Source organism: Mesorhizobium intechi, from assembly GCF_002879535.1.
GTDB lineage: Bacteria > Pseudomonadota > Alphaproteobacteria > Rhizobiales > Rhizobiaceae > Mesorhizobium > Mesorhizobium intechi.
On record NZ_PNOT02000056.1, the window covers coordinates 1 to 19,516 of the forward strand.

Consider the following 19,516-nt stretch of genomic DNA (forward strand, 5'->3'; position numbering starts at 1 on the left):
CGCCGCTATGGCTTCCACGCGACGCTGAAGGCGCCCTTCCGGCTGGCCGCCAACGAGACCGAGACTTCGTTGCGCGCCGCAATCGACCGTTTTGCCGAGGCGACGCCTGTCGTGACGATCCCGCGTCTCGTCGTCAGCCAGATCGACAGCTTCTTCGCGCTGGTGCCGGAGGGACCGGTGCCGCCGCTCAACCGTTTCGCCGACGACGTTGTGCGCGATTTTGACCGCTTTCGCGCGCCGCTGACCGAGGCCGAGATCGAGCGGCGGAGCCCCGATTCGCTGAAGCCGGCCGAGTTCCGTAATCTCTGCCAGTGGGGCTACCCCTATGTCTACGAGACCTTCCGCTTCCACATGACGCTTTCGGGCCGCGCCGGGCCACAGGAAAGCCCTCGTTTGCGCACGGCAATCGACAGCCTGTTCGCGGATGTGCTGCGGCAGCCGGTGCTGGTCGACGCGCTGACGCTGTTTGTCGAACCCGAACCGGGCGCGCCGTTCATGGTGCTTTCGCAGCACGCGCTGGGACGCCGCCCGGCAAGGAAAACCGCCTGAACAACCCTGTTCGAAGAATCAAAGGACTGCCCGAAATGACCGCCGAGACCGTTCTTTCCAATGCCCGCATCGTGCTTGCCGACGAGATCGTCGAGGGGTCGCTGCTGCTGCGTGACGGCTTTATCGCTGGCATCGATGCAGGCAGCAGCCACGGCAGCAGGAGCATGGCGGGCGAGGACATGGGCGGCGACTATGTCATTCCCGGGCTGGTCGAGCTGCACACCGACCACCTGGAAGGCCATTACGCACCCCGGCCTAAGGTGCGCTGGAACCCGATCGCCGCCGTGCTTGCCCATGACGCGCAGGTGGCGACCGCCGGCATCACCACCGTGCTCGACGCCTTGCGCGTCGGCATGGACGAGGACGCCGATCTCACCGTGGCCGATATCCGCAAGCTGGCCGATGCGATCGAGGACAGCGTCACACAGGATCGTCTGCGGGCCGATCACTTCCTGCATCTGCGCTGCGAGGTTTCGGCGCCGGACTGCCTGCAGGCCTTCGCCGATTTCGACCGGGACGACCGGGTCAGGCTGGCCTCGCTGATGGATCATGCGCCCGGCCAGCGTCAGTTCGTCAATCTCGAAACCTATGCCTACTACTACCAGCGCAAGCTGAAGCTGACCGACCGCGACTTCCAACTGTTCTGCGAGAAGCGGATGGCGGAATCGGCGCGCTATTCGGCGCCGAACCGCGCGGTGATCGCGGCTGCCTGCCATGAGCGCGGCATCGTGCTCGCCAGCCATGACGACGCCACTTCGGGCCATGTCGACGAAGCGATCGAGCAGGGCGTGCGCGTTGCCGAGTTCCCGACGACGGAGGAAGCGGCGCGTGCTTCGAAGGCCGCGGGGCTGGGCGTTCTGATGGGTGCGCCCAACGTCATGCGCGGCGCCTCGCATTCGGGCAATGTCTCGGCGCGCACGCTGGCCGGCGACGGCCTGCTCGACATCCTGTCATCAGACTATATTCCCTTCAGCCTGATCCAGTCGGCCTTCTTCCTCGGCGACATGGTCGAAGGGATTTCGCTGCCGCAGGCGGTCGCCATGGTTTCGAAGAACCCGGCCGAGGCCGTGGGCCTGACCGACCGCGGCATCATCGAACAGGGCCGCCGCGCCGACCTGGTGCGCGTGCGTGTCGATGACCATGTTCCGGTGGTGCGCACCGTCTGGCGGCAGGGACGCCGGGTCGCATGATGGTGTCGGCCTTGATCGAGCGTGAACTGTCCGCTGAAATATTTCCTGTGCGCCATGGCGTCTTTGTCGCCGTCGTCGGGCCAAGCGGGGCTGGCAAGGACACTGTGATCGGCTACGCCCGTACCCTCTTCGCCGATGAGACCCGGCTGGAATTCGTCCGACGCGTCATCACCCGGCCGAGCGATGCGGCGAGCGAGGATCACGATACGCTCGCCGACGCCGCCTTCGTCGAGGCCGAGGCCGATGGCGCCTTCGCCATCTCCTGGGAAGCGCATGGCTTGCGCTACGGCCTGCCGGCCGATCTCGACTGGTCGGTCGCCAATGGCCATGTGGCGGTGGCGAACGTGTCGCGTGCGATCATTCCCGCCTTGCGCGAGCGATATGCCAATCTGGCCATTGTCGAGATCACCGCTTCGCCTGACGTGCTGGCCGAGCGGCTGGCGATGCGCGGCCGCGAGTCGCGCGGCGAAGTGCTGGCGCGCCTGGCGCGCAGCGCCAATGTGACCTTGACCGGCCCCGGCGTGACCACGATCGACAATAGCGGCCCGCGTGAAGTGGCCGGCGAGCGCTTCGCCGAGCTGCTGCGCAAGGCCATGGCCTTCTCCGACATATCGGGCCTGATCTGATTTAAGCGTGTATCCTGCAGCGGCAACGTCTGCGCCCGGTCGGCTCGAGGCCCACTTGCTTTCCCGTTGCCCGCGGAGCGCTATGTAGTGCTGGCCGCGCAAGTGATTCCGGGCTGCGCGACCTGGAACACCCTTTCAGAGAATCCGGGGCGAACGAGACAGGACGGGAAGCTTTATGCAGACGCTGACGCCCATCCTCCCGACGGTCACGGCGGCATTTCTCGCCTCCTTCGTCGAGGTCGTCGAAGCCTTCACCATCGTGCTCGCGGTCGGCGTCACACGCAGCTGGCGCCCGGCGCTGACGGGCGCCGCCTTGGCGCTGGCGTTGCTGGCGGCGCTGGTGCTGGCGTTTGGACCGCTGCTGGCGCTGGTGCCGATCACCATGCTGCAGTTCGCCGTCGGGGTGCTGTTGATCCTGTTCGGCATGCGCTGGCTGCGAAAGGCCATCCTGCGCAGCGTCGGCGTCATTGCGCTGCATGACGAGGAGGCGGCTTTCTCTCAGGAGACCGCCATCCTCAACCGGCAGGCCAATGACCGCCGCGCCGACTACCTCGCCGGCCTGGCCTCGTTCAAGGCGGTGCTGCTCGAGGGCGTCGAAGTGGTGTTCATCGTCATTGCCGTCGGCGCGGCGCACGGGCAGACGCTCTACGCCAGCCTGGGCGCGCTGGCGGCCTTCGTCATGGTGATGGTTGTCGGCCTGGCGGTGCACCGGCCGCTGGCGCGTGTGCCGGAGAATGCCCTCAAATTCGTGGTCGGGCTGATGCTGACCAGCTTCGGCATTTTCTGGACCGGCGAAGGCATCGGCGCCCACTGGCCCGGCGCCGACCTCGCTCTGCTCGCCATCTTCGCCATCGTCGCGCTGGCGTCCCTTGCCATGGTGCGCTGGTTGCGCGGCACCTATCCCGTATCAGCCAGAAGGCTCGCCCGATGAACGTCATTCGTCTTGTCGCCAGGGAATTCCTCGGCATGTTCGTCGATGACGGCAATCTGGCGCTGCTGGCGCTGGTGCTGGTGGCCGCCGTCGCGACGGCGGTGAAGCTGCTGGCCCTGCCGCCGCTGCTCGGCGGTGCGCTGCTGCTGGTCGGCTGCCTCGCCATCCTGCTGCAAAGCGTTGGCCGCGCGGCACGCACGATCAAACGGTGAGACGGCCAATATGTATTTTACCTCGCTATCGTTGCGATAGCGAAACGATACCCGAGCGACACGGGCTATCCCTTGAACGCAGGCAAGGTCAGCCCCTTGACGCCGACATCGAGCGCGAACAATCCACCCGGATTCTTCTGGCGGACGAAGTGGCTGGCCGGGCGCCTGAGCACGGCTGACGTGACATAAAGGATGTCGAGGTCCTTGCCCCCGAATTCGCAGCACGTCGGCAAGTCGGTCGGCAAAACCACGGTCTGCATCAATTCGCCATCGGGATCATATCGGCAGACCTTGCTGGTCACCGGGATCGTCACCCAGTAGCAGCCCTCGGCATCGACGGTGGCGCCGTCGGCGACGCCGCCGGTTGCCGTCATGTCGATGAAGGTGCGGCGGTTCCCGATATCGCCGGTGACGGGATCGAAATCATAGGCCCATACCGCGCCGGCATGGCTGTCGGAGAAATACATGGTCTTCGAATCCGGACTCCAGGCGAGCCCATTGGAGCAACCGATGCCGTCGATCATCTTGTGCACCGACAGATCGGCGTCGAGCCGATAAAGCGCGCCGATGAATTCGATCGGCTGACCCGGCGCCTCGAACATCGAGCCCGACCAGAAGCGGCCCTGACGGTCCGGCTTGCCGTCGTTGAAACGGGTATTCGGCATATGCGCTTCCGGGTCGACGATCGCCTCGAACGTGCCGGTCGCCGGGTCGAAGAAGTGAAAGCCGTTGGCCATGGTCAGCACAAGGCCGCCCATTTCGCGCAGGCCGAGGCAGCCGAGATATTCCGGTGTCTCGAAGACCTCGTCCTTGCCGGTCGCTGGATCGTAGCGATGGATCAGCTTCTTCCAGATGTCGATCCACCACAGCACGCCGGCCTTGGGATCCCAGAGCGTGCCTTCGCCGAGTTCGGCCCTGGCATCGACGACACAAGTGATTTCGATCATGGTCAGCCCTCTTTTCCGCGCAGCCTGCCGCCGAGGCCGGCGAAGGTCTCGCTGCCGATCGAGACCGTGAGCAGAATCACGGCGCCATAGACGATGAGCAGAGCGCCGCTTGACAGGTTCAGCGCCGGCAAAAGACCGGTCAGGATGGTGAGCACCATGGCGCCGGCGACGGTGCCCAGATAGTGGCCGCTGCCGCCGAGGATGGAGGCGCCGCCAATGGCTACCGCCGCGATCGAGGTGAACAGATAGGCGTCGCCCATGCCGAGATAGGCCTGGCCGGAATAGCCGGTCAAAAGCATGCCGGCGAAGGCGGCGGTGAGGCCTGAGATGACATAGGTGAGGATGGTGGTGCGTGCCGTCGGCACGCCGGAGAATTCGGCGACCGTGGCGCTGGTGCCGAGCGCGTAGAGATGGCGGCCGAACGCCGCCTTGGAGAGCAGCAGTGTCGCCACCAGGGTCAGCGCCAGCCAGATCAGCGCGATGACCGGAAAACCACCGAGCCGCCCCACCGACAGGAACTGGATCAGGGCCGGCGCCGATGGTGTGGGCGAGCCGCCGGTCAGCACCAGGATCAGGCCTTGCAGGATCACGTTTGTGGCCAGCGTCATGATGATCGGCGGCACGCCGAACTGAGCAACGCCGATGCCGTTGATGAGGCCGATGAAGGCGCCGCCGGCGAGCAGCAGCGGCATGACCCAGACCAGCGGCAGGTCCTGCCCGCCGCACAGCAGCGCCATGATGATGGCGGCGGAATTCAGCACCCAGGGCACCGACAGGTCGATGCCGCCGCCGATGATGACGAAGGTCTGGCCGAGCGCGACGATGCCGACGAAGGCGGCCAGCACGACGGTCGAGCGCATGTTGGAAACCGACAGGAAACCCGGCGAGAACAACGCCGTGACCAGGAGCAGCAGCACCATGCCGGCATAGGCGAGCACGATGAGGCGGTTGCGGGCGAGGAAAGCGCTCATTGGACACGGTTCCTTGCGGCTTTCTCCGCGACGGAACTGGCCAGCACCGAGAGCAACAGGATGACGCCGGAGGCGACGGGCTGCCAATAGCTCGACACATGCAGGACGAAGACCAGATTGCCGATCAGGGTGAGCACGAAGGCGCCGATCAGCGTGCCGGCGAGGTGGCCGCGGCCGCCGAACAGGCTGACGCCACCGATGACCGCCGCCGCCACAGACGGCAGGATATAATCCTTGCCGATGGTGGGCGAGCCGGCACCGGTCTGCGTCACCAGGAACAGCGCCGCACCGGCCGCGAACAGGCCGGACAGGCCATAGGTGACGAGGTTGACCCTTGCGATCGAGACACCGGACAGGAAGGCTGACTTTTCGTTGGAGCCGGTCGCCTGGATGGCGATGCCGACCCGCGTCGCGCGAAACCACCACCACAACAACAGCAGCGCCAGCAGCATCCAGACCGGGCTGGTCAGGCCGAGGAGCTGCGCGGATGCGAAACCGACCCACCATGAGGGAATGCTGCCGCCATCTGTCGGCAGGATGATCATGGCGACGCCATTGAGGATCGACCAGGTGGCGAGGGTCACCAGGAAGGGCTGCAGCCTGAGCAGCGAGATCAGCAGGCCGTTGAGCGCTCCAATCGAGAAGCCAAGCGCCAGGATGATCAGCGCCCAAAGTGCCGTGGTCGACGCATCGTCGGTAAAGCGCGTCGCCGCGATCACAGTGCCGAGGCCGATCATGCCGCCGATCGACAGGTCGATGCCGCCGCGCAGCAGCACGATGGTCTGCCCGGTCGCCGCCAGCATCAGCGTCATCGCCGCCGCCGTGTCGAGGTTGAGCTCGTCCAGCGAGAAGACACCGGATTGCAGGCTGCCATAGATGCCGACAATCAAGGCCAGCATCAGGCAGGCGACCAGGAACGGCGCGCGGTCGAGCAAGCGGCCGCGCAATTCGATGGCCGGCTTGGGGAGCTTCGTTTCGGTCGGCCTCTGCGCCATCTCCACAGTCTGCTCCACGGACATCACCATGATCAGGCCGCCCTGGTTTCAAGCATGGCGGCGCGCAGGATTTCCTCCTCCGAAATGTGATCCCCCTCCAGCGTCGCGGCAATGCGGCCGTTGCGCACCACCAGCACGCGGTCGGCGACATGGACGAGTTCCGGCATGTCGCTGGAATGGAACAGGATCGCATAGCCCCTGGCGGCGAGGTCGCGCATGAGCTGGAAAATCTCGCCCTTGGTGCCGACATCGACGCCGCGCGTCGGATCGTAGAGCAACAGCACGCGCGCCTGCGTCAAAAGCATCTTGCCGAAGATCACTTTCTGCTGGTTGCCGCCCGACAAGGTGCCGGCAAGCTGTTCCGGCGTGCCGGCCTTGATACGCAGGAAATCGACCATTTCCTTGACGAGCGCTGCTTCCTTTTGCCGGCTGAGCAGGCCGTTTTCGGTGAAGCGCTTGATGACCGACAGCGTCAAATTCTCGCGCACGCTCTTGGTCAAAAGCAGGCCCTGGCCGCGCCGGTCCTCCGGCACCAGAGCGATGCCGTCCTTGCCGGTCAGCGCCTGGCGCGGATTGCCGATCGAGACCGGCTTGCCCCACAGTTCGATCGAGCCGCTCGCTCTGGTGGCACCGAACAGCGCCTGAAACAGTTCGCGCTGGCCATGGCCCTGCAAACCGCCAACGCCGAGCACCTCGCCCTCGCGCAGCGCGAAGTCGACGCCGGAAAGCCGGCTGCCGCTCGAGAACCCCTTTACACCGAGCGCTATGCGATCGGTTGCGGTGGATACACGCTCGGGATAGAGCCGGTCGAGATGGCGGCCGATCATCTGGGTGACGATCTCATTGTCGGACACGGCATTGGCCTCATGCGCGGCAACGGTGCTGCCATTGCGGAAGATGGTCAGCCGGTCGGCGATGGCGCGTACTTCGGCCATGCGGTGCGAGATGAAGATGACCAGCCTGCCTTCAGAGGCGAGCTGCCGGGTAAGCTTCAGCAGCCATTCGGCTTCCCGCGCCGGCAGCGCGGAGGTCGCCTCGTCGAGGATCAGGATGCGCGGATCCTTGGCCAGGCCCTTGGCGATCTCGACGATCTGCCGTTCGGCCAGCGTCAGGCGTCGCAACTCCTGGTCAGGGCGAAGCGCCGGAAAGCTGTATTTTTCCAGCAGCGCCAGGGTCTTGCGGCGCATCTCCGTGCGATTGACGGTGCCAAGCCAGGTGCGCGGCTCATGGCGGAACCAGATGTTCTGTTCGACGCTGAGATCGGGGATCAGCGACAGTTCCTGGAAGACGGCGGCAATGCCGCGCGCCTGCGCCGCATCCGGATTGGCCGGGCGATAGTCCTGGCCATCCACCAGGATCGAACCGCCGTCATGCCGCACGGCGCCCGACAGGATCTGGATGAAGGTGCTCTTGCCCGCACCGTTCTCGCCAAGCAGGGCGTGCACCTCGCCGGCGCGGGCACTGAATGTCGCCTCGCTCAGCGCGACAATGCCGCCATAGCGTTTGGACAGGCCGTTGACAGTGACGAGATCCATGCATGCGCTTTCGAAAAGCTCTCCCGACATCTCGCGATGCCGGGAGACAGGGTCGTGGTCAGTGGATGTTACTTACTGCCGGCCGCTTCCGCAGCGGTGATCTCGACCCAGTCGGGCGTGATCGGCAGGGTCAGGCCGGGCGCTTGATCCGGGAAGGCATTTTCGCCAATGGCGATCTTGATCATCTTGGTGCCCGGATAGAGCTTGGACTCGAACGGATCGGTGGTGACGAAATCGCCCTTGACCGAAACGGAACGCTCGGCCGGCTTCTTGCCGGTGTCGAGAATGTCGACCGCCAGCTTGATCGCCTCCGAGGAGAGGTAGGCCGGGTTGGAGCCCAGGATGCACTTGGCGCCTTGCGTCTGCGCGCAGGTGACGGCGGCGACATTGTAGGAGAAGCCGACGACCGGGACGATAGGCCGGCCAGCATCCTTCAGCGCCTGGATGGCGCCAGAGCCATAGCCTTGCGTCATGATGCCGTCGATCTTCGGATTGGCGGCAAGCAGCGCCGCGACACCCGACTGTTCCGGACCAAGCGCGTAGTTGCCGTTGTAGTAGCCGACGACCTTGATGTCGGGATATTTGGCCAGCACCTTCTCATAGCCGCCCTGCAGCTGCGCCGAGATCGGCGCGCCGGCGAGCCCGCGGTCGAGGATGATGTTGCCCTTGCCGCCGAGCTGCGTGGCCATCCACTCGGCCATGACGGAGGGGATGCGGTCCCAGTCGGAAGCGACGGCATAGGCGCAGGGTTCGGTCACCACCTGGTCGAAGGAGATGACGACTATGCCGGCGTCGCAAGCCTTCTTGATGGTCGGGTTCAAGGCCGAGTCCGAACCGGCATCGACGAGGATGGCGTCCGGCTTCTGGCGGATGATGTTGTTCAGCGAGTTGATCTGCGCCTGGACGGTGTTCTCGACATTCTCGATCTTGAGGTCGACGCGGCCCTTCAGCGGTCCTTTGTTGACCGAGACGGTGGCGACGCGCTCCATCTGCTGGCGCCAGTCATTGCCGACAAAATTGTTCGAAAGATAGATGGTGTAGGTTTTTTTCCCCTCGGCGTGGCCAGTCTGCATGCCGGCAGCCACCATTGTTGCGGCAAAGGCTGCAAGGCCGATGTTACGGCTCAGTGATTTCATGATTTTCTCCTCCCGTTTTTCGTTTCGCGCCCGATGTGGCGCATCGCAATCACCAAATCAGGTTCCCGAGGCCTCCTTGGGGGTAATCTCCACCCAGCTCGGCGATACCGGCAGGGAAAGCCCTGGCGCGAGATCTGGAAATACGGTCTTGCCGAGCTCGATCTTCACCGCCGAGGAATTCGGCGCGTATTTGGCGTCGACCATATCCGTGGTCAGGCCGGGTGAATTGAACAGCACGGTGGTGTCGGCGGGCTTCTTGCCAGTGTCCAATATGTCGACCGCGAGCTTGATCGCTTCGGCCGACAGCGACGGCGGATTGGCGCCGAGCCAGCATTTGGCGCCCTTGGTCTCGGCGCAGGTGACACCGGTGCCGTTGAAAGCGGCGGCGACGATCGGCACCATCGGCCGGTCGGCATTCTGCAGCGCCTTGATGGCCCCGGTGCCGTAGCCCTGCGAGAAGATGCCGTCGACTTGCGGATGCGCGGCAAGCAGGCTGGCCACGCCTTCCTGCTCGGGCCCGGCGGCATAGTTGCCGTTGAAATAGCCGACGATCTCGATGCCGGGATATTTCTTCAGCACGGCGCCAAAGTTCTTCTCGAACTGTTCCGAGATCGGCGCGCCGGCGAGGCCGCGATCCATGAAAACCTTGCCCTTGCCGCCAAGGATGGAGGCCATCCATTCGGCCTGGTTGTTGGCCATGATGTCGAAATCGGAATGCAGCTTGTAGGCGCATTCGGCCGACACGGTCTGATCGAAGCTGACGACGACGATACCGGCGTCGCAGGCCTTCTTGATGGTGGGATTGAGCGCCTCGGCCGACGACGCATCGATGAGGATGGCAGCCGGTTTCTGGCGGATGATGTTGTTCAGCGAATTGATCTGCGCCTGAACGGTGTTCTCGGCATTTTCGATCTTGAGGTCGACGCGACCCTTCAGCGGCCCCTTGTTGACGGCGACATTGGCGACGCGCTCCATCTGCTGGCGCCAGTCATTGCCGACGAAATTGTTCGAGAGATAGATGGTGTACGTTTTGTGGGTCGCTGTATGGCCCGGCATCGCAGCCATCGACGCCGCGAGCCCGGCAAGCGCCACGCAGCAGGCGCTCAAGCTCCTTAGTTTCATGGTCTTCCTCCCTGCATTTCCTGCCCAGCCGGTGATGGACTGCGCCATCTTAGTCGGATGAAGACGGAGAATTGATACCGGTACCAATCGCTGTTGTCAATTTGCCCGGACGTCCCAAAGTCGGCGTCCGAGAGCCGAATTCGCCGGAGTTCCTCTCTTGCGACGTCTCCCGCGGCCGGCACTTCAGCCTAGCTATCATGCTATTATAATTTTATGAGCCTGTCTATGCGATGCCAGCAGAAAATACCGCCGCCGGCGCGCTTCAGGACAGGTCGTTCGGGGCGTCGTAAGTGATGCTGAAGATATCGGCGGGGTGGCGGGCGACGGAGAATTCTATGCTGCGCTGATCCGCCGACTGGTAGAGCATCTCCACCGTCAGCACCGGACTGCCGAGTGTTATGCCGAGGTCGGCGGCAACCGCCTCGTCGGCGATCTCGGCGCGCACCGTCACATGCGCCACGTCGAGCCGCAGGCCGAGATGTTTCTGCACCGAACGGAAGATCAGCACGTCGGAAAAATCCTCCCGCTTCAGGCGCGCGCCAATGTCGGGCGGGAAATAGGTGGTGATCTGCGCCTTGCGCTGTTCGCCGATCGACAGCACGCTGCGCAGGCAATAGCCGGCCTCGTCCTTGCCCATGCCGAAATGGCGCTGGAGCACGGGCGAAACCTCCTTGCGGTAGGATTTCACCGTCAGCTCGGCATCTTTGGTGAAGGCCGCCATGTCGGCGAAATTCTTGAACTTCCAGCTCAGATTGACCGAGGGGCTACGCGCCGCGACCACGGCAGGCTTGGCCGAGCGCTTGCGGATCAGCCCGTCGGCCTCGAGATCGCGTAGCGCCTGGCGAACCGTGATCAGGCTGACTCCGAAATGCTCGGCAATGGTCGCTTCCTTCGGGAGCTCGCCGCCGACGGGGAAGGTGCCATTGCCGATCGGCTCGCGCAGAATGTCGGCGAGCTGGCGGTAAAGCGGCCCGTTGGCGCGGCCCAGCGTGCGCCTGGGAAGACTGTCTATGGTGGGGTGGTCCATGTGCCTCGTCGCGTCTGTATCGAAGCTTTTATAATAGCTTCCTGCGCCCGAGGCTAGGCAAGGCTGTTGACGATAAACCGCCTCAGACAAAGAGCCGAAGCGGCTGTTCGATCGCCGATCTCAAGCTCGCGAGCCATTCGGCGGCAGCCGCCTCGTCAACACTCGCCGCGTCTATCGTCAGCAGGCATTCGGCGTGGTCGCCCGGCGTCTCGGGCAAAACGGTCAGGCGCATGGCACGGCCAGCGAGGAGCGGCATCATCATCGGCCTGATGTCGCTCGCCGGCAGCAGCCGCAGGGATAGGGCCGCTGGGGTTTCTGTCTCATCCCTGCTGTCGGCCAATGCCGCAAGCCGCATTATGCGCAGCGATGTCAGGGGCATTTCGGGGATCATGGCGAATACGGCTTGCCGGCCTGCCAGTTCCAGCGCCACGGAAGCGCCACCGAACCTGGCTGCCTCCGGCATATCGGCAAATGCCCGACCGGCGGCACGCAGCAGCACGTCGTCGAGGGCGAACACATGCCCCGAGTTCTCGAGCGCCGTCAGCAGGTCTCGCAGCGCGCCAAGCGCAACGGAGGTGGCAAAGGCGGCGATCCGGGGCGCGGTTGGGGACAGGGCCGCTGCCGGGGCGACGGCGTCGGGCGAGACGAGCGGCGCGGCAACCGGTACGAAGGCTTGCACATCGGCGGCCAGGATGCGTCCGCCAGGACCGCTGCCGCGAAGTGTTTCGAGCGGCAGGGAACGTTCGTGCGCCAGGCGGCGGGCATAGGGCGAAACCGCCAGCCGGGTCCGCGCAGTGGCGATGTTCATTTCAGATACTCTGAATTCACGCAGTTGGTCAGCCGGCCCTCGGCGAGATAGGCATGCACCACCTCGACCGACTTCAGCCGGAGGTCGCGCATCGACGCCGGGCTGTAGAAGGCGGCGTGCGGCGTGACGATGAGCCGATTGGCGATCCAAGGTTCTCGGGCGCGCCATGCGGCGAGCAGCGGATGATCGAGATCGCCGGGCTCGTTGGGCAAGACGTCGAGGCCGGCGCCGGCGACGATGCCCTCGCGCATCGCCGCTTCCAGCGCGTCGAGATCGACGATCGGACCGCGCGCGGTGTTGATGAGAACAAGGTCTGGCTTGGCGGCGGCGAAGGCGGACGCGTCAAGCAGCTTGCGGGTCTCCTCGCTGAGCGGCGTGTGGACGCTCACCACATCCGCCCGCTCCATCAATTCAGTGAGCGAATGGACACGTTCGTAGCCAGTCGACAGGTCGACACCGGACAGAAGATGCGGGTCGTAAAACACCACCTTCATATCGAAGGCGGCGGCGCGACGGGCGGTCGCAAGTCCGATGCGGCCGAGACCGACAATGCCGAAAGTGGCGCCCTTGTGCCGGCGTACCAGCGGCGCCTTGGAAAAATGCCAGCCTTCGGTGCCATGGTTGGAAAGCTCGGCGCCATAGGCCGATGTGCCGCGCGTCAGCGCCAGCATGAGGCCGATGGCGTGATCGGCGACCTCGGTGGTGCCATAGTCCGGCACGTTGCAAGCCGGAATCTTGCGCGCACCCCAGCCCGCCGTATCGATGTTGTCGAAGCCGACGCCGGAACGCACGGCTATGCGCGCCTTGGGAAACGCCGGTGGCGCGGCGGCCACATTGTGGGTGGGCGAATAGTTGATGACGGCGTCGACCACCTCGCGGACGGCAGGATCGAGTGCGGCTGCCTTGTCGTTGGTCGAGCGGGCGAGAATGAACTCGATTTCGGGATAATGCTGCCGCTCGAGTTCGGCCTCGTCGGCGGCTTGCCAGTTGGCGCACAGGATCTTCATGCCAGTCCCTTCGGAATTCAAATTCGGTGATCGGTTATTTCTTGATGCCGCCGATGCGGCCGCCCATCGGCACCACGGCGCCGACCGGCTGATCGATGGCGTTGAGCGTGCCACTGACCGGCGCCTCGATCTCGACCACGGCCTTGTCGGTCTCGATCTCGGCGATCAGTTCGCCTTCCCTGACCTGATCACCGACCGCCTTCAGCCATTTGACGACGGTGCCTTCGCTGACGGTGAGATCGCCGAACGGCATGGTCACCGGCTCGTCATCGCTGGGAGCGGCAGCCGTTGAAGCGGCGGGCAAAGATCTGGCGGGAGCAGGCGTTGGCTTAGCCGGCGCAGCACTTTTCAGGCCGACCGTGTACCAATGGTCCGGCACCGGCGGTTGGCCCGATATGACGTCGCGCACGCCCTGCGCGATACGCGCCGTGTCGACCAGCATGGCGCGTTCCAGCACCGGCGCGAATGGATGCGAGGTCGGTGCGGTGTGCAGCCTTCCCGGTGGGGCGTCGAGCTCGTCGAAGGCGAGCTCGTTGATGGCCTGGGCGATCTCGCCGCCAAGGCCGCACATCGCCCATGCCTCGTCGACGATGAGCAGGCGATGGGTCTTTCGCACGCTGGCGACGATGGCGTCGATGTCGAGCGGCATGATGGTGCGGGGATCGATCACCTCGGCCTCGATGCCTTCGGCGGCGAGCGCCTCGGCTGCCTCCAGCGCGCGCTGCACCATCTGTCCGGCGGCAACGATCGTGATGTCGGTGCCGCCCCGCGCAATGCGCGCGACGCCGAACGGCACAAAATGCTCGCCGACCGGCACCTCGCCCTTGGAGGCGAACAGCGCCTTGGGTTCCAGCATGATGACGGGATCGCCGGCCCTGAGCGCTGTCTTCATCAGGCCCTTGGCGTCGGCAGGGGTCGACGGCACGCAGACGATAAGGCCTGGCATATGGGCGAAGACCGGATGATAGATGCCGCTGTGATGCGGCCCGGAGCTGCGCAGCGCGCCGGCACCGACGCGAACCACCATTGGCGCGCTCATCAGGCCGCTGGTCATGTAGCGCAGCTTGGCCGCCTGCAGGAAGATCTGCCCGGCGGTCTCGAAGGCAAAGTCGGCGAACATCAGGTCCGAGACGGTGCGCGCGCCGGTGGCCGAGGCGCCGACGGCGGCGGCGGTGAAACCCTGCTCGGAGATCGGCGTGTCGACCATGCGCTCGGCGCCGAATTCCTGCCAGAGGTTTTTGGTGTGGGCGAAACTGCCGCCGCGCTCACCGGTGCCCTCGCCGAAATAGAGGATCGCCGGATTGGCGCGCATCTCCTCGGCAATGCCGTCGCGCACCGCCTCGAGCCAGCCTTGCGTCTTCGTGTCGCCGGCGGCGCGCCAAGCCAAGGCGGCGGGCGGATTGATCGGGTCGGCAAAGACATGCAGGCGCACCGTCGCCGGATCGGGCTCGGGCGAATTGCGGGCGAAGCTCAGCGCCTCCTCGACCACCTTCTCGATCCGTGCCTCGATTGCCGCGAGCGCTTGGGCATCGGCAATGCCATAGTCCTCGATCAGTTTCTTGCGGAACATGTCGATGGGGTCGCGCTTGATCCAGGCGTCGAGCTCCTCCTGCGTGCGATAGGTGCCGATGACGGGATCGCCCTCATGGTGACCGACGGTGCGGTAGGTCTTGGCCTCGATCAGCGTCGGCCCCTTGCCGGAACGGGCGCGCTCGGTGGCCTCCTTCATCGCCAGCCAGACGGCGAAGACGTCGTTGCCGTCGACCGCGACCCCAGGCATGCCGTAGGAGGCGGCCTTGGTGGCGATCTCCGGGTTCAGCGTGATCGACTTCAGCGGCGTCGCCGTGGCGTAGAGGTTATTCTCGCAGATAAAGATCGCCGGCGCCCGCTGTACGGCGGCGAAGTTGAGCGCCTCGTGGAAACCGCCGTGGTTGGCAGCGCCGTCGCCGAAGAAGGCGACGCCGATATCGTCGCGGCCCTGCTGGCGGGCGCCCATGCCGATGCCGACGGCATGACCGATGCCGGCGGCGACGATGCCGTTGGTGCCGAACAGGCCGACCGAGCGGTCGTAAAGATGCATGGTGCCACCACGGCCGCCGCAAATGCCGTCAACCCTGCCGAACAGCTCGGCCATCACCCGGCCGGGATTGGCGCCCTTGGCCAGCGCATGGCCGTGGCCGCGATGGGTCGATGTCACCCAGTCGGTTGGCCGCAAATGCGCGCAGACGCCGACGCCAGTCGCCTCTTCGCCGATATAGAGATGCAGGAAGCCGGGTGTTTCGCCCTTGCGGCAGGCGATCTGCGCGATGCTTTCGAAACGGCGCAACAGCACCATGCGTTCGAACAGATCGAGCAGGATTTTTGGATCGGGCAGGTTTGGAGCGCCCTTGAAATCGTCGCGTGCGCGCGCCGCGGACATTGCCACCAAAGCCTCCCTGAAATGCGTCTGACGCCGGGCGCCAAGGCGTCGGCGGCGAGCTTGCTGGCCGCTCGCTGCGCCGCATCATAGATTATAATAGCATAATGTCTACTGGCTTCGGACCGAGCTGCGCGATGGCTAGAGTCTGGTGATCCGAACGGTCGCGTCGGACCGCTGAAACAGCTCCGGTCGCAGGTTGAGACCCAGCCCCGGCCCCTCAAGCGGCGCGACGCGACCATCCTTGACCGGCGGAATGTCGGCGACGATCTCGGTGTACCAGCCGGTGAAGTACGCGCGCACCGCCTCCTGGTAGTTGACGTTCGGCAAGGTCGCCGACAGCGCGCAACTGGCGGCATAGACGATCGGCCCCGTGCAATCGTGCAAGGTGACGGGCAGTTCGCTGGCCTCGGCCATGTTGGCGATCTTGCGCGCTTCGGAGAGGCCGCCGCACCAGGCGAGATCGATCATGATCACGCTGGCCGCGCGCTTGTCGATCAGTTGCTTGAACATCTGCCGCGAGGCGAGGCGCTCGCTGGCCGCGATCGGTATTGATGTATGGCGGGCAAGCTCGGCCATGGCGTCGAGCTCATTGTAACGGATCGGCTCCTCCAGCCAGGCGACGTCATAGACTTTCAACGCCTCGGCGATGCGCAGCACCGGCGGCAAGGTCCACAGTCCGTGCAACTCGACCATGATTTCCATGTCGCGGCCGACAGCGTCACGGATTTTCTGGAAAGGCTCCAATGCCTTGTCCAGGTCGGCCAGCGAAATGCGGGTGCCATTCGATGCCTCGGCGGCGATGTCGAAGGGCCAGATCTTCATCGCGCCGATGCCTTCGGATTTCAGGCTCCTGGCGAGATCGCCGGCATTGTAGCGCCAGGCGAGCAGGTCCTCGTACGGGCCTTCGTTGGAATCGCCAGCCTTGAGCGACCAGTCCTCGCCGCGCTCGAACAGGGCGTTCCTCTTGGTGGCACGGACATGCTTGTAGCCGGCGCAGGTGTTGTAGATCGGCACGCTCTTGTGGGTGCGCCCGCCAAGCAGCCGCCAGACCGGCTCACCAAGCGCCTGACCATAAATATCCCACAGCGCGATGTTGACGGCGGAATTGCCGCGCAGCTCGGCGCCGGAATCGCGGGCGCCGACATAGACGCTGCCCAGCGTGCGATCATGCAGCTCGATGTCGCGCGGATCCTTGCCGAGGAGGTAGGGCGCGACATTGTCGTGGATGTAGGCGGCGACCGGCCCCGGCGCCCAGAACGTCTCGCCGGTGCCGATCAGGCCGGCATCGGTGTGGACGCGCAACCAGAACAGGAAGGGGAATTCCGCCAGCTGCAGCGTCTCGAGCGCGACGACTTTCATTGGTTTCTCCCCATTGCAACGAACCATGCGGTCGACGGGACAATAGCACACCGCCGTTGACAGCTCTTTATGGTACCGGTATCAATCGCGTCAAGATGGCCATCGGGAGAGGTATCTTCTTGCCAGCCGAAAATCACAATGCGCCGCCACGAAGAACACTCGTCACCGGTGCCGCCGGCGGCCTCGGTCGCGAGGTGGCCATCCAGCTGGCGCGGCGCGGCTGTGTTGTCGCGGTCACCGACATCAATGGCGAGGGACTTGCCGAGACCGCCAGGCTGGTCGGCGAAACCGGCGCGGAAAGCGAAAGCATCGTCAGCGACTTCACCGGGGAAGGCGAGCCGGAGGCGGCGGTGGCGAAAGTGGTGGCGCGCTGGGGCGGCATCGACATCCTCGTCAACAATGCCGGCTATGGCGTAATCGAGCCCTTCCTCGACGCCACCTTCAAGGCCTGGACGCGCACGCTGGCGCTCAATGTCACGGCGCTTGCCATGGCCTGCAAGGCCGCCGGGCGGGTGATGCGCGAGCAGCGTTCGGGGCGCATCATCAACATCACCTCGCCGGGTTCGCGCATGGCGCTGCCCGACTATACCGCCTACACGGCGAGCAAGGCCGGAGTCGATTCCATCACCCGCGCCGCAGCGGTGGCGCTGGCGCCCTATGGTGTGCTGGTCAACAGCCTGGCCCCGGGCATGATGGACACCGAAATGCAGCGCTCGACCGAGGTCGACCTGGCCCGTGCCAATGGCCGCAGCGACCTGCAGGCCTTCCTCGACGAGCGCACCCGCCGCATCCCGCTCGGCCGCCGCGCAGAAATTGCGGAAGTCGCGGAAGCCGTCGTCTGGCTCTGCCTCGATGCGCCCAGATACATGACCGCCGAGCGGCTCAACATGTCGGGCGGGCTCGACAAGGACTGATCAGATGCTGCGAAACTCCCCACCCGGCAGCGCCGATATCGGCGCGCTCGAACGCAAGGCGATGCAATTGCGCCGCCACATGCTGACGATGGCGCGCGGCCAGGGCCAGGGCTATATCGGCCAGGGGCTCGGCATCGCCGATGTGCTGGCCGCGCTGTATTTCCACGAGCTGCGCTACGATCCGCACAATCTGGCGTGGGCGGAGCGCGACCGCTTCCTGCTCTCGACCGGACATTATTCGATCGCGCTGTGGGCAGCCCTGGCCGAGGCCGGCATCATCCCGGTCGAGGAACTTGCCACCTATGGCGCCGACAACAGCCGGCTGGAAATGTCGACGCTCGACACGACGCCAGGTGTCGAGGTCATCGGCGGCTCGCTCGGCCATGGCCTGGGGCAAGGCGTCGGCCAGGCGCTGGGCCTGCGGATCGACAAATCCGAGGCCCGCGTCTTCGTCGAACTGTCCGATGGCGAAATGCAGGAAGGCTCGACCTGGGAAGCGGCGATGTCGGCCAGCCATTTCAAGCTCGACGGGCTGGTGGCGCTGGTCGACTGCAACGGCATCCAGGCCGACGGCCCTGTCGTGCTGGACATGGAGCCGGTCGCCGACAAATGGCGGGCCTTCGGCTGGGCAACATCCGAGATCGACGGCAACGACATGAAGGCGGTGGTCGGCGCACTGGCCGAGGCGCGGGAGCGCAACGGCAAGCCGAAGGCGATCGTGCTGCGTACATTGCCGGGCAAGGGCGTGGCGCGCATCGAAACCTCCGAGAAATCGCATTTCTTCCGCATCGATGTGGCGCAATGGGACGGCATCATCGCCGAGTTCGAAAAGACCGTGGGAGCAGCCCAATGAACGGCGCCGCGACGGAGGCCGGCCGCACGCTGGCCATGGGTCAGGACGAAGCGGTTCGCGGTGGCCGGCAGAGTGTGGAGGCGCCGTTTGGCAACGCGCTGGCGCGGCTTGGTCAGAGCCGTCCCGAAATTGTCGGGCTGACCGCCGATCTCGGCAAATACACCGATATCCTGCCGTTCCGTGACGCTTTCCCGGAGCGCTTCTTCAATGTCGGCATGGCCGAGCAGAACCTGGTCGCTGTCGCCGCCGGGCTGGCGCGTACCGGCAAGGTGCCGTTCGCCACCACCTATGGCGTGTTCGCGACAAGGCGGGCCTATGATTTCATCGCCATCGCGCTCGCCCACTCCAACCTCAACGTCAAGATCGTCGCCGGGCTGCCGGGGTTGACGACCGGCTATGGCGGCACGCATCAGGCGATCGAGGATCTGGCGCTGATGCGCATGATCCCCGGCCTGACAATCATCGACCCCTGCGATGCGACCGAGATCGAAGCGGCGACCGAGGCGATCGCAGAGCGTCACGGGCCGGTTTACATGCGGCTGCTGCGTGGCAGCGTGCCAGTGGTATTCGAAGCCGGGTATCGTTTCGAAATCGGCAAGGCGCGGCAGCTTCGTGACGGTTCCGATGTCGGCATCATCTCGACCGGCTTCATGACGGAGCGGGCACTGGATGCGGCGGATGCGTTGCGAAAACAAGGCATCTCCGCCGGCGTGCTGCACGTGCCGACCATCAAACCGTTCGACGTCGAGGCCGCGGTCGCGTTCGCGGCTGGCGTCAGCCACATCGTCACCGCGGAAAACCATGTTGTCGTCGGCGGCCTGGCCAGTCTCGTTGTCGAAACCTTGTTCGACGCCGGCATCGCCAAGAAAGTCACCCGCATCGGCTTGCCCGACCGCTACATCGAATGCGGCGCGC

Annotated in this window: 19 protein-coding genes; 8 read left to right on the top strand and 11 right to left on the bottom strand. The window is 65.1% G+C overall.

Going from position 1 to position 19,516, the window contains the following annotated elements:
• From C1D09_RS05015 to C1D09_RS05035, 5 genes are all read left to right on the top strand, one after another.
• On the top strand, nucleotides 1-549 hold a 549-nt coding region (locus C1D09_RS05015; RefSeq protein WP_143973269.1), incomplete at its 5' end, for a DUF1045 domain-containing protein.
• A gap of 35 nt (nucleotides 550-584) precedes the next feature.
• A complete protein-coding gene (locus C1D09_RS05020; protein ID WP_143973270.1) occupies nucleotides 585-1,739 on the top strand; it encodes an alpha-D-ribose 1-methylphosphonate 5-triphosphate diphosphatase in 1,155 nt (384 codons plus the stop codon).
• Nucleotides 1,736-2,365 carry a phosphonate metabolism protein/1,5-bisphosphokinase (PRPP-forming) PhnN gene (gene phnN, locus C1D09_RS05025; RefSeq protein WP_167514494.1) on the top strand — a complete coding sequence of 210 codons (630 nt, stop codon included), beginning with the start codon at nucleotides 1,736-1,738 and terminating at the stop codon, nucleotides 2,363-2,365. The genes C1D09_RS05020 and phnN overlap by 4 nt, the downstream gene beginning before the upstream one ends.
• Nucleotides 2,366-2,540: 175 nt before the next feature.
• Nucleotides 2,541-3,296: a COG4280 domain-containing protein gene (locus C1D09_RS05030; protein WP_143973271.1), complete on the top strand. Its 756-nt coding sequence runs from the start codon at nucleotides 2,541-2,543 to the stop codon at nucleotides 3,294-3,296.
• A complete protein-coding gene (locus C1D09_RS05035; protein ID WP_143973272.1) occupies nucleotides 3,293-3,508 on the top strand; it encodes a hypothetical protein in 216 nt (71 codons plus the stop codon). The genes C1D09_RS05030 and C1D09_RS05035 overlap by 4 nt, the downstream gene beginning before the upstream one ends.
• A 65-nt stretch (nucleotides 3,509-3,573) precedes the next feature.
• Here C1D09_RS05035 and C1D09_RS05040 read toward each other — a convergent pair whose 3' ends face one another.
• The 11 genes from C1D09_RS05040 to C1D09_RS05090 all read right to left on the bottom strand — a co-directional run bounded on the left by C1D09_RS05040 (nucleotide 3,574) and on the right by C1D09_RS05090 (nucleotide 16,834).
• Nucleotides 3,574-4,455 (bottom strand): SMP-30/gluconolactonase/LRE family protein, encoded by an 882-nt coding sequence (locus tag C1D09_RS05040; protein WP_143973273.1) that lies wholly within the window; start codon nucleotides 4,453-4,455, stop codon nucleotides 3,574-3,576.
• 2 nt (nucleotides 4,456-4,457) lie between these two features.
• The gene (locus C1D09_RS05045) at nucleotides 4,458-5,426 is read right to left on the bottom strand and encodes an ABC transporter permease (RefSeq protein WP_143973274.1); all 969 of its coding nucleotides are present in this window, start codon (nucleotides 5,424-5,426) and stop codon (nucleotides 4,458-4,460) included.
• Nucleotides 5,423-6,451, bottom strand: coding sequence for an ABC transporter permease (locus C1D09_RS05050; RefSeq protein ID WP_143973275.1), 1,029 nt, complete (start codon nucleotides 6,449-6,451; stop codon nucleotides 5,423-5,425). Before C1D09_RS05050 ends, C1D09_RS05045 begins: the two co-directional genes overlap by 4 nt.
• 2 nt (nucleotides 6,452-6,453) lie before the next feature.
• Nucleotides 6,454-7,956, bottom strand: a complete 1,503-nt coding sequence (locus C1D09_RS05055) for a sugar ABC transporter ATP-binding protein (protein ID WP_246135656.1) — start codon at nucleotides 7,954-7,956, stop codon at nucleotides 6,454-6,456.
• A gap of 68 nt (nucleotides 7,957-8,024) precedes the next feature.
• The gene (locus C1D09_RS05060) at nucleotides 8,025-9,092 is read right to left on the bottom strand and encodes a substrate-binding domain-containing protein (protein ID WP_143973277.1); all 1,068 of its coding nucleotides are present in this window, start codon (nucleotides 9,090-9,092) and stop codon (nucleotides 8,025-8,027) included.
• A gap of 57 nt (nucleotides 9,093-9,149) precedes the next feature.
• Entirely contained in the window at nucleotides 9,150-10,214 is a 1,065-nt protein-coding gene (locus tag C1D09_RS05065; protein ID WP_246135657.1) for a substrate-binding domain-containing protein, read from the bottom strand.
• A gap of 262 nt (nucleotides 10,215-10,476) precedes the next feature.
• On the bottom strand, nucleotides 10,477-11,241 hold the full coding sequence (locus tag C1D09_RS05070; RefSeq protein WP_095773141.1) for a GntR family transcriptional regulator: 765 nt from the start codon (nucleotides 11,239-11,241) through the stop codon (nucleotides 10,477-10,479).
• Nucleotides 11,242-11,323: 82 nt separating this feature from the next.
• Nucleotides 11,324-12,049, bottom strand: a complete 726-nt coding sequence (locus tag C1D09_RS05075) for an E3 binding domain-containing protein (RefSeq protein WP_143973278.1) — start codon at nucleotides 12,047-12,049, stop codon at nucleotides 11,324-11,326.
• On the bottom strand, nucleotides 12,046-13,056 hold the full coding sequence (locus C1D09_RS05080) for a C-terminal binding protein (RefSeq protein WP_143973279.1): 1,011 nt from the start codon (nucleotides 13,054-13,056) through the stop codon (nucleotides 12,046-12,048). The genes C1D09_RS05075 and C1D09_RS05080 overlap by 4 nt, the downstream gene beginning before the upstream one ends.
• 34 nt (nucleotides 13,057-13,090) lie before the next feature.
• Nucleotides 13,091-15,475 (bottom strand): thiamine pyrophosphate-dependent enzyme, encoded by a 2,385-nt coding sequence (locus tag C1D09_RS05085; protein ID WP_246135658.1) that lies wholly within the window; start codon nucleotides 15,473-15,475, stop codon nucleotides 13,091-13,093.
• Nucleotides 15,476-15,613: 138 nt separating this feature from the next.
• Nucleotides 15,614-16,834, bottom strand: a complete 1,221-nt coding sequence (locus tag C1D09_RS05090; RefSeq protein ID WP_167514495.1) for a mandelate racemase/muconate lactonizing enzyme family protein — start codon at nucleotides 16,832-16,834, stop codon at nucleotides 15,614-15,616.
• Nucleotides 16,835-16,953: 119 nt separating this feature from the next.
• Here C1D09_RS05090 and C1D09_RS05095 point away from each other — a divergent pair, with 119 nt between their 5' ends.
• The 3 genes from C1D09_RS05095 to C1D09_RS05105 form a co-directional block, all read left to right on the top strand.
• Nucleotides 16,954-17,748 (top strand): SDR family NAD(P)-dependent oxidoreductase, encoded by a 795-nt coding sequence (locus C1D09_RS05095; protein ID WP_143973282.1) that lies wholly within the window; start codon nucleotides 16,954-16,956, stop codon nucleotides 17,746-17,748.
• Nucleotides 17,749-17,752: 4 nt separating this feature from the next.
• Nucleotides 17,753-18,601 (top strand): transketolase, encoded by an 849-nt coding sequence (locus C1D09_RS05100; protein WP_143973283.1) that lies wholly within the window; start codon nucleotides 17,753-17,755, stop codon nucleotides 18,599-18,601.
• Nucleotides 18,598-19,516 (top strand): transketolase family protein (locus C1D09_RS05105; protein WP_143973284.1); only part of this gene is annotated, 919 nt, incomplete at its 3' end. The genes C1D09_RS05100 and C1D09_RS05105, both read left to right, overlap by 4 nt.